Genomic DNA, 13850 nt, shown 5'->3' with positions numbered 1-13850 from the left:
TATTCACCAGCTGACTCCTAAAAATGGAAACCTGAAAGCTGTACACGATCTTCCAGCAGCTTGCCCGTCTTGGCGTAACGACAGCTCGCTGCACCAACTTGGAACGCATAGGCACGTCTAGGCTTATCCGTATGGTTCTTTTTGCTATGGTGAAGGGTTTCGCGATGGAAAAATACCGCATCCCCCGGTGCCATTGGGTTGCAAGGCGTTCCATTGGCTGGCTCTGCTGCTCGCCTATGTCCCTCTTCTGTATTTAGATTCGGTTGCCGACCCAGTAAATGGGAGCCAGGAGCGAGCCAAAGTCCTGCATTTTCCTGCGAGATATGATCAAGTGCAATAAATCCATTCAGCATATGACCAAGAATGTGTGTATACTGATTATCCTGATGCCACTCGAGTCCTTTCCCCTGAGGCTCTACAACGGCGTACATGCCCATCCACAGCTTAACTTCATCACCTAAAATACGTTCAAATACACGGACAATATCTTGATTCGTCAGAAAGCTAGTTGTTTCAGGATAGGTATCCCTTTCCTTGGCGATATCGATAATGGCATGACTCGTCCATTGCCCGTTTCCTTTCGCATTCGCGAACTCGGCATTCTCCTTATTAATCGCCTCCACGGCTGCTTGGGAAATAAAACCCGGTGCGTAGAAATAACCCTCCCGATAAAACTGCTGGATCATTTCCTCTGTTAGATGAAAGCTCGTAATTTCTGACATCGCGTTTGCCTCCTCAGTATCCTATCATTGCTACACTTTTATCGTACCGAAAAAATTATCAGCATTCTTGCTATGGCAATAGTCAAAAGTAGCAAATTTGTTCAGTCGAGTCATGTGCAATTGCTACTAAGAATAGAAAAAACCGCAGATCGGGGATCTACGGCAGTCCTATTGTATAACTTGAATCGGTCTTTGAGCCTGTTCCACTATTCGAAGAACCCCATCGCTTTCAAGCACAGGCCATATAACTGGCCGCTCTAGCGGATGCTTATTGGGCTGATGAATGGTCAATTGCAGCGTACCGTCAAGCTTATGAAATAACATCCCATGCCCGCCATCGCGAATATTCAGCGGTTCGGCGTCTTGTGTCCAAGGTCCTGTCACCTTGCCCGAGGCAGAGCGCGCTAAGCCCATCGTATATCCGTTTACTCCTGTCGTTGACCAAAGCATGACAAGCTCGCCATTCGGCATTCGGTGAAGAAAAGGACCATCCGTGACATAGTTGCTTTTATCGTCGCCAAAACCAACCGACCAAGCGGCCTCAGAAGCTCTGAACAAGAGGATCGGTTCGGAAACGGCTTTCTGAAGATCCGCATCCAGCTGAACGGCGTACATCTCTCCGTCTTTTACTTCCAGCCACTCTCGGCAGAAGATCATCCACTTAATCCCCGCTTCATCTTCGTACAGCGTGCCGTCTAGGCATTCCCAATCCCGGGGTGTAAGTGTATCACCAGCAGGTTCAAACGGCCCAAGCGGCGAATCAGCGCTAAGCAAGCAAGTTGCCCTGCACCGATTTTCGGCCTTAAAGCTAGCCAGCATGTAATAGCGGCCATCACGCGCGTATACTTCCGGAGCCCAATAGTGTTTATTGGACCAAAACTCCGGCGAAGGACGGAAAGCTTGATATGGGCCTTCCCATCCAGCTAAATCCTCACTCACATAAACATCAAATCCGATTGCTGGACCTTCCCACACATTTTGCCCCGTGGAACCGTACAAATAATATTTGCCGTTCGTCTGATCAACTAAGATATATGGGTCGCGAAAATGAATATCGCTTAATTGAAGTAAACTCATTGTAACTAGTCCTCCAGTGATTATTTTTCTTTATTATACGGATATCGACGGTCAAAAAGTAGTACTAATTCGAACCCTTTATGCACATTTATATGAAAAAAATTAGCGGCAGCCCCAGACCTGAAGAATAAAGTCTGAAGCTACCGCTGTTTGTTTCACGATTACTATTCTCTTTTGCCATCATGTTCATAATCTTCAGCCAGCATGGCGAACAACACGTGATCCTCGCGTACGCCATTTATTTCCAACAATTTGCGAGCGAGTCCTTCTTGCTGGAAGCCCGCCTTTTCCAAGACGCGCATCGACCCCAAATTTCGCGGCATCACACCCGCTTCTACTCGCAGTAGGCCCGCCTCCTCAAAAGCAAATTTCAATATAAGTTGAATCGCTTCTGTCATATACCCTTTTCCATTATGCGCCTCGTCCAAACTATAGCCGAGAATGCACTTCTGATGCGGCCCACGCTGCACCTCAAAAAGCGAAATATCACCAATGAGTTGTTGCGTTTCATTTAGAAAAATGCCGAAAGCGTATCGCTTATCTTCTTCTCTTTGTTTGTTCCCGTTTTCAATGCTCTTCTCTTGCACTTCTCTTGTATAAAAAGATGCATTGCGCGCAGGGCATACTCCCTCAAATAGTTGACGGTTACGCTGCATGAGATTCAGTAAATCATCTGTGTCAGCTACATCCAGAAATCGGATATAGATTCTTCCATCATTCCCAGTCATGAATACCATCATCCTTTATCTAGAGCTCCTGTTATTATACGTCGTAATAAAGAATGGTTCAAACTGCGTTACTATTGCTTACTAAAATAGTGCTGCAATTGTACAGCAAGCTCATCATCCGATAGCGGATTCCGATGTGTGTTTTCCAAGTAAATATACTTCTCTGTTTCTGGCATGAGGTATTCTTTGTACCAATGGAAGAAGTCTGGACTATCCCCTTGCATCCGCAGGAATCGGCGCAGTGTATCTATATTATTGACAGTGCTTGTGATATTGGTCAGCCAATCAGCACGATAAAAATGTGCCCACTTGCCGTGCTCAGCTAAGCGAAGTGCTTGTAATCCTTTGTTATAGCACCATAGCGACTCCGATGCATATACGAATGCTTGCGCATACTCCTCGCTGCGAGCTGCAGCATAAGATCGGCAGAGATAAAGAAATCCTTCTGAACCTGTCTGATGAATGACACCGGGCAGCCACAAGTGGTCAACAACCCGCTGCTTGTCATCTCCATCCAGCTTGCTTAGCAGATGTTCACATTTCTCGACCCAGAGTGTCCAAGAAGTATGCCCTTCTTCACTACGATGTTCGAACCAACGTACCTGCTCAGTAAAACTGACTTCCCCCGTCGCCCAAAGTAAACCTCTATCTGCTTCACTCGTACGTCCTTGCATCCAATGGCCAATCAGTCTTCTCGCAGGATGATGATAAAATTCGTCACCAGCCCGATCATCGAAGTTGGGACCATAAGCGATTGCCGCGTCTGAATAGGTGCGATATAAATCAGAAATATCATCTTGATGACTCCTATAATAGCGATGAACAAACCCTTGTAAATGAGTCTCTGTATCCATTGTTCCTTGCAGCCACAACTCGCGAACAATATCGAGCATGTACACATGCTGGCGGATATTCCCACAATTCAACAATAGATAATCGGTACATCCGGCTTCAAATGCACACTCCACTTCCTGCTTAACAAAGGAGGCCGGGCTCTGGAACATCGTAAGATGATTCGATGCTTGAAGATCATGGAACGTCACATGGTAATAGATGCCATGCTTACCTCCATCTTCCGCAGCTGGCAGCGCCGGCATGCGCAAATTCAAATTGCCGTGTCTGCGAGACACCATTTTGCCATAGCCATTATCGGCCCAAATCTTAATCACATCGTGAGGCAAATCAATATAGCCGCCCTTGTACAGCTCAGCAATTTCTCCGTATAAAGCCACACAGTAAACGGGATTTTCAACAGCTTCCTTGATCATTTCATGCTGGCGATAAATCACACGGGAAATCATTTCTCCCCGCTTGGCAGGTGTATCAAAGGAAGGATCATTCTCCCAAAAAGGCTTATCACCCTGCCCCCTGAATGAGAGCACCCACAGGATGTTTTGGTCTTTTTGCTTTTCAATGGCTTCCAACCACAACTTTTCAAATAATTCAGGGGCATCCTTATAACTGGCTGATCTGCCTGTATAGGCTCGCAGGAACATTTCTGCGCCCAGAGGTTCTGCATGATGATGGGTAATCCAAAGCCCCATTTCAGCTGCAAGCTCCAAATGAATGCCAGTCTTCGGCAGATCTGTTCCCGGTATCACCATGTTCCCGCCACAACGCAGCAGCGCTTCAAAAACCGGTAACCACACTTCGCGTGAAGGCGGATAAGCTTCTTTCCAACCGATGAGGCATACCTCATCATTGACAAACCAGCCTCTAAATCTGACTTTAGCAACGGGTGAGTCATACGCTTCACAATTCAAATCGATCGAAGTCCGTGTCTGAATCGACTGATCCATCCAGAACCAAAACGGATGAATCCCTAACACCGTCTCGCTCACGTGTAGAATACCGAAAACAAGCCCCAAATCATCGTTGGCAACGATATGCAGCTGCGTCTTCTCACCATCATGTGTAAAACGAAGCCCGAATGCTTCCGGATGTGCGGCACAGCCATCGCTTTCCAGTGCATAGCGTACGACAAGCTCCGCCTGCTCCGGATCGTTGACGGTAACTGCTTCAGCGCCGAGCACAGTCCTGAAATCTCTAACAAACATTTGTAAAGCATGACGAACAGAAGAAGCTAATCGATCCGGCGGACAAATTGAAATCCTTCCCTCTAGTCGCATACTTGCATGGCTTTTCCCCTGTGAACTCATCGCTACACCCCTATCGAAGTAAAAAATCATGGCGCGTCCTAAGAAGCGACACCGCCATGATTCTATGCAATCTTATTTTTTCACTGCTGCATCGTATTCTTTCGCTTTTTTCATTAATTCCTCATAAGCTTGATCAGCTGTCGCTTTATCGAACATAACTTTCTCTACGATCGTTTTGTAATCTTTCTTGAAGTTACCCCAGCCTTGCGGTTCAGCTACGAACTTCTGTGCTGCAGGACCCACTTTATTAATAAAATCAACGGATGTTTTGTCAGTCGCGCTGAAATTAGGAGCAAGTGTTGTTACGATTTTCGCATTGCCTGGAATACCACGTGTGAGCGCCAATGTTTTCCCAGCTTCTTGGTCATTAATGAACCATTCAACGAATTTTTTCGCTTCTTCCTGTTGTTTAGAACCTGAATTCACACTCCAGAACATACCCGGTTTCAACCAACCACCTGTTTGTGTTGCTTTAGGCAGTGTTGTGAAGGAGAAGGCGTCTGGTTTAAGACCACTAATGGCACCTACTTGATTGGAGAAAATATGGCGAGCAAGCGCAGTTCCATTGACGACACTGTCCAGCTTCGGATCAAGTTCTTTGTCCGTTACGGTAATATCCGCAGGAGTCACAATCCCCGCTTTTCTCATTTCAGTTTGTTTATTCATGTACTTAATCCAAGTATCTTTATCAATGGTAAGCTTGTTATCTGTGAACGATTGACCTTTGCCTTGACTAAGTTGAAACGCTGTATAGTCAACTAAATCTGAGCTTTGATCAACGAAAACGTATTTATCTTTACCTAATTTGGCCTTCGCCTCTTGACCGAACTTATAATAATCATCCCAAGTCCAATCCCATGCTGGTGCTTTCAAGCCAAGCTTTTCGATCACCGTTTTATCGTAAGCCATACCAAGTGCTGCAGTTCCCAGCGGCATTGCGAAGAGCTTGCCATTTACTTTGCCTGACTCGATCAGCGCTTTATCCATATCCGCTACATTAATGCTTGCTAGATCAGCAACCAAATTACGTCCAACATACTCATTCAAGTAGGCAGCATCCATTTGGATAATATCAGGGGCATTTTTCGCTGCAAATTGAACGCCAAGCTTGTCGAAGTAGCCGTCCCAGCCTGAGAATTCGCTTTCAAAAGTAATATTCGGATGGAGAGCCGTATACTGCGTAAGTGCCTTCTGCGTCGCATCATGGCGTTCTTGCGCACCCCACCAAGCAATACGAAGCTTAACAGGCGTGGCTGGTTCTGCCTTTGGTGTTGCAGCAGCTGCTGTTGTCGGCTGAACCGATGCTTTCGCAGGAGCTGTGTCCTCTGATTTGGAGCCACAAGCTGTTACCGAAGCCATGACAACAAGTGATAGTGCAGCGGTCATTAATTTTCTTTTCATTGTATAATTACCCCTCTCGCATATGTCGATCTCACACCCTTATCGTATATCTGAAAGACGCAACGGTATAGGAGAGGATCGAACTGATTTCTTTCAGTATTTGAAACAAGTAGGAGGGAAAATTTACTTTTTCAGCAAATCGCTTGGGTTAATTCCGCAATATTTTTTGAAAAGCGTACTGAAATATGGCACATTTTGATATCCAACTTGCTCTGCAACTTCGTAAATCAACAGATGGCCTTCTAGCAATAGTGCTTTCGCTTTTTCAAGTCTTACACGAATGACATAGTTCATAAACGTTTCCCCAGTTACCTTTTTGAACAGTTGATTCAGATAATTTTTGGAAATAAACAGCTGCCCTGCAAGCTCATCCATCGTAATATCCTTGGCATAATGCTCATGAATATAGCCGAGCATGAAATCGACCGCTCCCTTATGCTTCTGGTTAATGGCTGGCTGCCGCTTCAACCCAATGCTCTTCACTTTCGCTTGCAAAAAGCTCTCCACATCCACACGATTAATTATCGTATCCGTCGTCGAGACTAACTCATTATCTTCCGTCTGGATAATCGTCATGTCTGCTTGCTGTGCGGCATATTGCAGCAGTGTCCAAATTTCCGTGGCTAGCACCCGATAGAATAATTTGGGGTCACCGCCTTTTGCCGAGTTCTCTTGCCGATCAATGAACCGCTGAATATGCGTCCATAGCTCTTCCTCACTGCTTTCCTGCAGAGACTGTGAAAGGTATCTGACGAGATCCACTGCCCCTTGCCCCTGTTCAACTGCCTGCAACGACTCGAAAGCAACGTCCGCTGACTGTTTCAAATCTTCCCACTTGCTAATTCTTTCGCCAACTGCCGCTTTCACCGTTAAGCCCAAATATCGCAGCATACTGCTGGTTAGTGTTTCTATGAAAACAGCTAATCGCTCCAGAGATTTCGCTGCAGTCTCACTACGGGGAATATGCAGAACCAAAGCTGAATACGGCCCGAAAAGCCAAATAAATTCCGATTCCGGCCATTCCTGCTGTGTCAACTCCTTGGTTATATTGGACATCGCAAAGCGAAATAAATGCCAATCCGCCACCGAAATATCGGTGATCCGATCTGTCTTCACCAGCTCGAGCACAACGACCTGCTGATCATAGTCTGTCCAATATACCTCTGAATTGGGCAGTTTCAGTTCATCCGCATTCGCTTGAAGGGTACCATTAAGCAGAGCTGCAAGCTGTTCGTCTGCCATTTGCTTCTCATAGTTTTGCACAAACCTAACAAGCCTCTTCTTTTCCATTTTCTCCAAATAGAAATCTTCCAACTGACCAATCGTTCGAAACAATACTTCACGAATTTGTTCAATGGTGATCGGTTTATTCAAATAATCATCAACATCCAATCGAATCGCTTGCCTAGCATACTCAAAGTCCGTGTAACCGCTATGAATAATAAACCTGCCTTGAAAGCCTTCTCCGCGCAATTTCTCGATCATTTCGATCCCGCTGATGCCAGGCATATATAAGTCCGTTATTACGATATCGGGTTCTACTTCTCGGATTAGCTCCAATCCACTTTCTCCGTCTATTGCCTCTCCAGCGAATTCAGCATCCAGCTCAGCCCATGGAATGATATGCCGTAAGCCTCGCAAAACCTGAAAATCGTCATCCACTATGGCTATTTTCCACATACGCGCTGCTCCCTTATGTTGTGTGTTGTTATTGGTCTGATAGTGGGAATCGAATGTCGACTTGAACCCCGCCTTGCTCCCGATTGCTTAGTTGTAAGCTATATTGATTTCCGAATAATGCATCCAGTCTTTCCTTCACATTGCGAAGACCATAGCCCCCGCGCTTCCTAGGCTTATTCTGCCAATTATCACTGAGACCCTTGCCATTATCTGTAATCGTTACACATAAGTTGTCTTCGTCTCGATGTATCTCTATACGTATCTCAGCCTCAGAAGCACCATGAAAACCATGCATAAATGCGTTTTCTACGAATGGCTGCAAAAATATTTTGGGCATTAAGCAGTTCTTACTGCTCTCATCTACTTGAATGAAGTAGGTCATTCTCTCTTCCCATCGCACTTGCTGAAATTTCAGATAGTGCTCAATATGGGCGACTTCCTCTGTTACAGCCACCAGACTATTCGTATTAGAAAGGGCTAAACGAAACATACTCGCTACTTGCGCCAGCATGGAGCTGATTTTATTTTGTCCGGCTTCAAGCGCCGTCCAATTGATCTGATCCAATGTGTTATAGAGAAAATGCGGATTGATCATCATTTGTAACGATTTCAGCTCGGCTGCCCGCTGCTGCACATGCTGTTCACGCAGAGACTCGTAAAGGTCCTCGATACGCCCAGTCAGCTTGCGATAGCCTTGAAATAATTTACCGAACTCATTCTTATAGTCGGTGGGTAACCCTTGCTCTTCGCCTGGCGAGTATTGCCCCATGGCCCGAATCAATTGATTCATCGGTCTCATAAATCTGCTGGATAGAAACAACGTTAGCAGCAGCACGAGCACAATCGTCGTAGCCCCGAGAAGGAGGAACAGCTGCGCCATGCTTTTGCTTCCCTTGGTCATGTCACTCCAAGAGCTTGCCTCGAAGAGTGTCCACTGCGAATCGGGTGATTTCGCCCAAACGAAGAAGTCATCTCCAGCGCGTAATGAACCACTAGGCTTACCCAATTCACCTTTCAAGGTACGTGTCGCTTGCTGCAATTTGCTGCTGTTGCCGGAATGTGTAATCAATCTGCCTGCTACATCAAGTAAAGCCATATTGGTTGTATCGTCTTCCGTTGAAATCAAATGCCGAATACTCGATACTTTAATATTAAAAACCATCAAGCTGTAATACTGGTTGCTGTTATTGATGACTTTGCGGGCGAAGCTGATAACCGATTCTTCACGTCCATTGGACATGATTTTGTGCTCACCAAGCCAAGCGCTGTCCGTTTCCAAAATACTCGGATACCACGCTTCCTTATCTAATTGCGACATCCGGAAGAACGTAACAGGGCCTTGGGTATCCGATGTAAACGGGTAATCCGAATACACATGGATGGATTGCAGAATCGGTGTTCCGAAAACAAGATATTTCAATTGACTCTGCAGATCCGTCTCTATTTGAAGGCGCTCATAAGCGTCCTTATCTCGCAAACGGCCGTAAAGGAGATCGACATTCTTGGCAGAGGTTCCCGAGGTCTGTTCAATGCCAATTAAGCTCGTGCTCATTTTTTTGCTCAATTCGTTTAGCAAGCGTTGCTGATAGAAGGATGTATTCGAAGCAATTTCGCTCGAAGTTCCCGAATAACTAACCGCAATGACAATGCCGATCAACATCGCAATAATGATGGCTGAGCTGAAGAAATATACCGCGATTATGCGATACGTTTTAAAAGGATTTTGCAGCATATGTCTGCCCTCCATAGGATTCAAACTAAGCCCTTATGCAAAGAAAGCCGCAGCAAATGCAGCAGCTTTCCTAGTCATTCCTAAGCTTATCCTTTTAAAGCACCCGAAGCAATACCTTCGACGAAATGCTTCTGAGCAATAAAGAAAATGATCACGGCAGGCATGACTGATACTAAGGACATAGCTAACATTTGCCCCCACGGCACAGTTCCCGCTGAATCTATGAACAATTTCAACGCTAAGTTAACCGTGTATTTATCAACGGAATTAATATACAATAATTGACCAAAGAAATCATCCCAGTTCCAGAGGAAGCAATAGATGGCGACGGTGACAAGCGCTGGCTTGGTCAATGGGATTATAATGCGCCAGTAAATACCGAACCACGAGCAGCCATCCATTTTCGCAGACTCATCCAGCTCCTTCGGGATCGAACGAATGAATTGAACAAGTAAATAGATGAAGAACGGACCACCAACACCGCCGGCTAACAAATGGGGTACATAGAAAGGTAAGTACGTATTGATCCAATCAAATTTACTGAATAACACGTACTGCGGTACGATCGTTACTTGTGTCGGCAGCATTAAGGTGACAAGCAGAATGCCGAACCACAGCTTGCGCAGCGGAAAATCAAGTCGTGCAAAAGCAAACGCGACCAATGAGCAGGATACAATGCTTGTGAACAATACGCCAGTAATTAACTGTAAATTATTGATATAAAACACGCTGAAGTCGTAATTAGGAACAGATACCCAGCCCTCTGTATAGTTAGCCCAACGAAATGTTTCGGGAAATAAATTTGGCGAACGCATTTCATCATTGCTTTTGAGGGAAGCTCCGAGCCACCAGAAAACCGGATACATCATGATGATGCTTGAAATGAGTAATAAAAGATGGGTTAAACCTTGGCGTCTTGCCATCATTTCCCCTTCCCTCCTTGCGTTTCATAGTAGACCCAGTATTTAGAGGTAGCGAATATTAGTGCCGTTACTACTGCGATAATGACGAGTAGAATCCATGCTAACGCTGAAGCATAGCCCATTTGAAACTTTGAGAAAGCCCGCTCATACAAGTACATTACGTAGACATAGGTTGAATTAACTGGTCCTCCATTGGTGATGATAAACGCTTGTGTAAACATCTGGAAGGAGTTAATCGTCGATTGCACAAAGTTGAATAAAATGATGGGTGAGAGCATCGGCAGTGTAATCGTGAAAAATTGTCTGACTTTGCTAGCACCATCAACGGAGGATGCTTCATACAAATCTGTTGGAATTTGTTTGAGTCCTGCAAGAAAAATAATCATTGCGGAGCCGAACTGCCAAGCGACTAGCAATATGATCGTTCCTAAAGCTGTATCTGGATCAGCAATCCACGATTTGCCTTGAATGCCGACAAGCGCTAATGCTTGGTTAATAAAGCCATCTTTGCTGAAAATGTTTTTCCATAGAATGGACACTGCGATACTCGTCCCGATCAGAGATGGGAAGTAGATCATCGTCCGATAAAATGAGATCCCTCTGATTTTCTTATTCAAGAGCATCGCTACCAGAAGGGCGGTAACGAGCTTCAATGGTACGGAGAACACGACGAACAGCATCGTTACTTTGATGGACTCACGGAAGGTATCATCTTCCATTACGATGTGCTTGTAGTTCTGTGCGCCGAGCCAATGCGGTACATCCAGCAAGGAATAATCGGTAAATGAGTAATACAAGGACATCAGGATTGGCCCTAGTGTTAACAGGAAAAATCCAATCAGCCAAGGGGATAAAAAGAGGTAACCGGCCACGGGAGATTCCCATCGGCTCAGAAACGGAATTTTCTTTTTCTTCGGTTTTGCAAGCAAACTGTCCGTTTGCAGCACGGTGCTTTCCATCAATGCTTCCACTCCTGTTCAAAGCGCTACGTGATTCGCTTGTTATCTGATACCTTAATTATAAAAGGCATCACATGTTAGTTACATTGCGCAATGAATGAAGTTCTTTCACTATTTCACATAAAAAAATCCCGAAACCTCCGGTGACGGAAGTTCGAGATCAATTCGTTACGTCTAGTTAAGGTGTATACACTTTCACATTATCAACGTTCGTTGTGCCTGTTTGTGAGTTATCGGCATAGAACTCGATCTTGGACACATTAGAGACAGCTGCTCGCATTGTAGCTTGGGACAACATCAATGAACCGTTGACATAGAAATCAAACTTATCTGTATTAGTATCTAACACAACTTTGAAGTCATACCATGTGTTCGCTGTGAATGCTTGAATTGTCGTCCAAGTCCCATTGACATTCGCTTTGATATTCCCCGTATCCATGGCGATCGATTCAGCAACGACACCAGTGCTGTCATAGAGGTAAGGCAAGCACCACCACGACGTTGTTTCACTTCGTTTAACTCTCGCTTCGATTGTAATCGTCCCGCTTGTAGCTCCGAATGATTTGGACATGGAGGTTTTGGCCGATGCAGTCGGCTTGCTGAGCTGCACGCTCTTATCGCTTGCACTTGGTACAGCTTGCACCGTAATTGCGTTCGGACTCGTTCCGTTGGCGATTGTCCAGCCTGTAGGGGCGCTGCCAGTGGTCACGGCATCGAATGTATCGTTCACCAAGTACGTTGGACCGGTACTTCCACCCGTTACCGCTGTTTCGTCAGCACCAATGTCAGCTGCTCCTGTGTATAAGGTATCTCCCCAGAAATCAAGTCCGCCATTGGAGGATATGGTTACACCTTGATTAATGATCGGTGAAGTTGTTTGAAGCTTATAGCCGCCCAATGTGCTCATGGCAGGCCCGCTCGCTTCTGTTCCCGTGCCGCCTGTTCCAGGACTCACCAATTTCGGATCTCCCGTTTTCGGATTGGCATCTCCTGCTGGAACGGTAAGTCCAGTCCCATAATAACTATTCGTATTATAAGCAATACCTCCGCCTGTCGTTAGAACAGCCGAGCTCTGTGTCGAATCTAAGATGTTATTTCTAATATTGTAGCTGGCATTAATATATGACCCATACCCATAAATCAAATACGTGCTATTGGTATTGTAGATCGTATTATTATAAATTTGCGAGGTCGCAGCAGAATCGGAATGGAGATAAATTTGATATCTCGAATTTCCTGTAATCACATTATATCGGATGATGGAGTCACCGAAGCTGAATTGACACAGCAGTATCCCATCCCCATTGCCATGTATGTAATTGTATTGGACGACCTGCTTCGTCGTTCCTTTGTCCGTATCGATGCCGTTATAGTCAGCGCCGCCGGCTTTTTTAACCACACCATAGGTCTCATTCTTCTGAATCACGACATCGTCTGCGTAATAGGTTTCAATTCCCGAGGTCCCCGCAGCCGCAACCACGTTACTCTCGATTAACGCGCCTTTGGTATCTGTCAAATAAATACCATTACATCCATAGATCGTGTTGGCTTGGCTAATGAAGTTATTCTTGATTGTGACATTCGTAAAAGGGTACCAATTCGTATCCGAAGCTGAGCTGCGAACACCCCACCCAACTGAAACGGATGGATTTCCGTTGTTATCTTTTCCATCACCCGTATATTGCTTGAAAATGATGCCGCCAAAGGAAGTGTCCTTAATGGAGCTATTGGAAATGACCACATCGTTGAACTTACTCTTTACTGTTGCTGCCGCAGGAGCAAGCACATTCGTTGACATGTCGAACACAATGCCGCCGGTTCGCTTGGATCGATCCCACCCGGTTTGGAAGGTGATGCCTGTAGCATTATCGGCCACATCGCCGCCAATCCAATTCACTTCACCACTCACATCGTGAACATTGAGGCCATCTAACCGGAAATAATTTAGCGTGCCGATATCCGCTCCAGTAATATGTACGCCTCTAAGATCTCCGACGGAACCCGTTGTTTGGTTACTAATATCGAGATTGTGAATTTCCCAATATTGCTGATTATACAAATATACCGTTGCCTTGACTGCGCCTTGACCTTGAAACTTTGGTTTAGCGCCTGTTCCGTACTGATCGATGATGATTGGGCTCCCTGAGGTCCCCGAGCCTTTCGGATACAACTGACCTACCCACGTGTTTCCGGCTTCAAATAAAATACGATCGCCAGGCTGAAACGTTGTGCTATTTACTTTCGTCAATGTTTTCCAAGCTGTTGCAGTACTTGTGCCATTGTTTGTATCAAGTCCGTTAACCGCGTCAACATAGTACGTCGTATTCGCAGCAAATGCGGTTGCCGGTACAAACACCGCAATCATCGTGAACAGCATCATGACTGTAACCATGAGTGCTCCTAAGCTTTTTCTTCTCCAAACTAATCGCATGATCATTGCCTCCTTAGATTGTAAGCGCTTAACTTTTT

At 45.5% G+C, this 13850-nt stretch carries 10 protein-coding genes; all 10 read right to left on the bottom strand.

Going from position 1 to position 13850, the window contains the following annotated elements; translation table 11 throughout:
* Positions 1-17 precede the first annotated feature (17 nt).
* The 10 genes from AC58QO_RS10980 to AC58QO_RS10935 all read right to left on the bottom strand — a co-directional run bounded on the left by AC58QO_RS10980 (position 18) and on the right by AC58QO_RS10935 (position 13812).
* Positions 18-722 (bottom strand): phytanoyl-CoA dioxygenase family protein, encoded by a 705-nt coding sequence (locus tag AC58QO_RS10980; RefSeq protein ID WP_497265327.1) that lies wholly within the window; start codon positions 720-722, stop codon positions 18-20.
* Positions 723-890: 168 nt separating this feature from the next.
* Positions 891-1799, bottom strand: a complete 909-nt coding sequence (locus AC58QO_RS10975) for a glycoside hydrolase family 43 protein (protein ID WP_497265326.1) — start codon at positions 1797-1799, stop codon at positions 891-893.
* A 164-nt stretch (positions 1800-1963) separates the two neighbouring features.
* The gene (locus AC58QO_RS10970; RefSeq protein ID WP_497265325.1) at positions 1964-2527 is read right to left on the bottom strand and encodes a GNAT family N-acetyltransferase; all 564 of its coding nucleotides are present in this window, start codon (positions 2525-2527) and stop codon (positions 1964-1966) included.
* Between the two features lie 71 nt (positions 2528-2598).
* The gene (locus AC58QO_RS10965; RefSeq protein ID WP_497265324.1) at positions 2599-4686 is read right to left on the bottom strand and encodes a glycosyl hydrolase 115 family protein; all 2088 of its coding nucleotides are present in this window, start codon (positions 4684-4686) and stop codon (positions 2599-2601) included.
* Between the two features lie 72 nt (positions 4687-4758).
* Positions 4759-6087, bottom strand: a complete 1329-nt coding sequence (locus AC58QO_RS10960) for an ABC transporter substrate-binding protein (RefSeq protein ID WP_497265323.1) — start codon at positions 6085-6087, stop codon at positions 4759-4761.
* 123 nt (positions 6088-6210) lie between these two features.
* On the bottom strand, positions 6211-7767 hold the full coding sequence (locus AC58QO_RS10955) for a response regulator transcription factor (RefSeq protein ID WP_497265322.1): 1557 nt from the start codon (positions 7765-7767) through the stop codon (positions 6211-6213).
* A gap of 28 nt (positions 7768-7795) precedes the next feature.
* Positions 7796-9499: a sensor histidine kinase gene (locus tag AC58QO_RS10950; protein WP_497265321.1), complete on the bottom strand. Its 1704-nt coding sequence runs from the start codon at positions 9497-9499 to the stop codon at positions 7796-7798.
* An 86-nt stretch (positions 9500-9585) separates the two neighbouring features.
* Positions 9586-10422, bottom strand: coding sequence for a carbohydrate ABC transporter permease (locus tag AC58QO_RS10945; protein WP_497265498.1), 837 nt, complete (start codon positions 10420-10422; stop codon positions 9586-9588).
* On the bottom strand, positions 10422-11381 hold the full coding sequence (locus tag AC58QO_RS10940; RefSeq protein WP_497265320.1) for a carbohydrate ABC transporter permease: 960 nt from the start codon (positions 11379-11381) through the stop codon (positions 10422-10424). Before AC58QO_RS10940 ends, AC58QO_RS10945 begins: the two co-directional genes overlap by 1 nt.
* 178 nt (positions 11382-11559) lie before the next feature.
* A complete protein-coding gene (locus tag AC58QO_RS10935; RefSeq protein ID WP_497265319.1) occupies positions 11560-13812 on the bottom strand; it encodes a right-handed parallel beta-helix repeat-containing protein in 2253 nt (750 codons plus the stop codon).
* Positions 13813-13850: the final 38 nt, after the last annotated feature.

Source organism: Paenibacillus sp. J31R30, from assembly GCF_059692115.1.
The sequence above is the reverse complement of the archived record's forward strand: the minus strand, read 5'-3'. Positions and strand labels throughout refer to the sequence as shown.

What these genes read in the sequence shown, in the direction of transcription:
- AC58QO_RS10980 (WP_497265327.1), bottom strand. Translation starts at nt 722, where the DNA reads ATGTCAGAAATTACGAGCTTTCATCTAACAGAGGAAATGATCCAGCAG.
- AC58QO_RS10975 (WP_497265326.1), bottom strand. Translation starts at nt 1,799, where the DNA reads ATGAGTTTACTTCAATTAAGCGATATTCATTTTCGCGACCCATATATC.
- AC58QO_RS10970 (WP_497265325.1), bottom strand. Translation starts at nt 2,527, where the DNA reads ATGACTGGGAATGATGGAAGAATCTATATCCGATTTCTGGATGTAGCT.
- AC58QO_RS10965 (WP_497265324.1), bottom strand. Translation starts at nt 4,686, where the DNA reads ATGAGTTCACAGGGGAAAAGCCATGCAAGTATGCGACTAGAGGGAAGG.
- AC58QO_RS10960 (WP_497265323.1), bottom strand. Translation starts at nt 6,087, where the DNA reads ATGAAAAGAAAATTAATGACCGCTGCACTATCACTTGTTGTCATGGCT.
- AC58QO_RS10955 (WP_497265322.1), bottom strand. Translation starts at nt 7,767, where the DNA reads ATGTGGAAAATAGCCATAGTGGATGACGATTTTCAGGTTTTGCGAGGC.
- AC58QO_RS10950 (WP_497265321.1), bottom strand. Translation starts at nt 9,499, where the DNA reads ATGCTGCAAAATCCTTTTAAAACGTATCGCATAATCGCGGTATATTTC.
- AC58QO_RS10945 (WP_497265498.1), bottom strand. Translation starts at nt 10,422, where the DNA reads ATGGCAAGACGCCAAGGTTTAACCCATCTTTTATTACTCATTTCAAGC.
- AC58QO_RS10940 (WP_497265320.1), bottom strand. Translation starts at nt 11,381, where the DNA reads ATGGAAAGCACCGTGCTGCAAACGGACAGTTTGCTTGCAAAACCGAAG.
- AC58QO_RS10935 (WP_497265319.1), bottom strand. Translation starts at nt 13,812, where the DNA reads ATGCGATTAGTTTGGAGAAGAAAAAGCTTAGGAGCACTCATGGTTACA.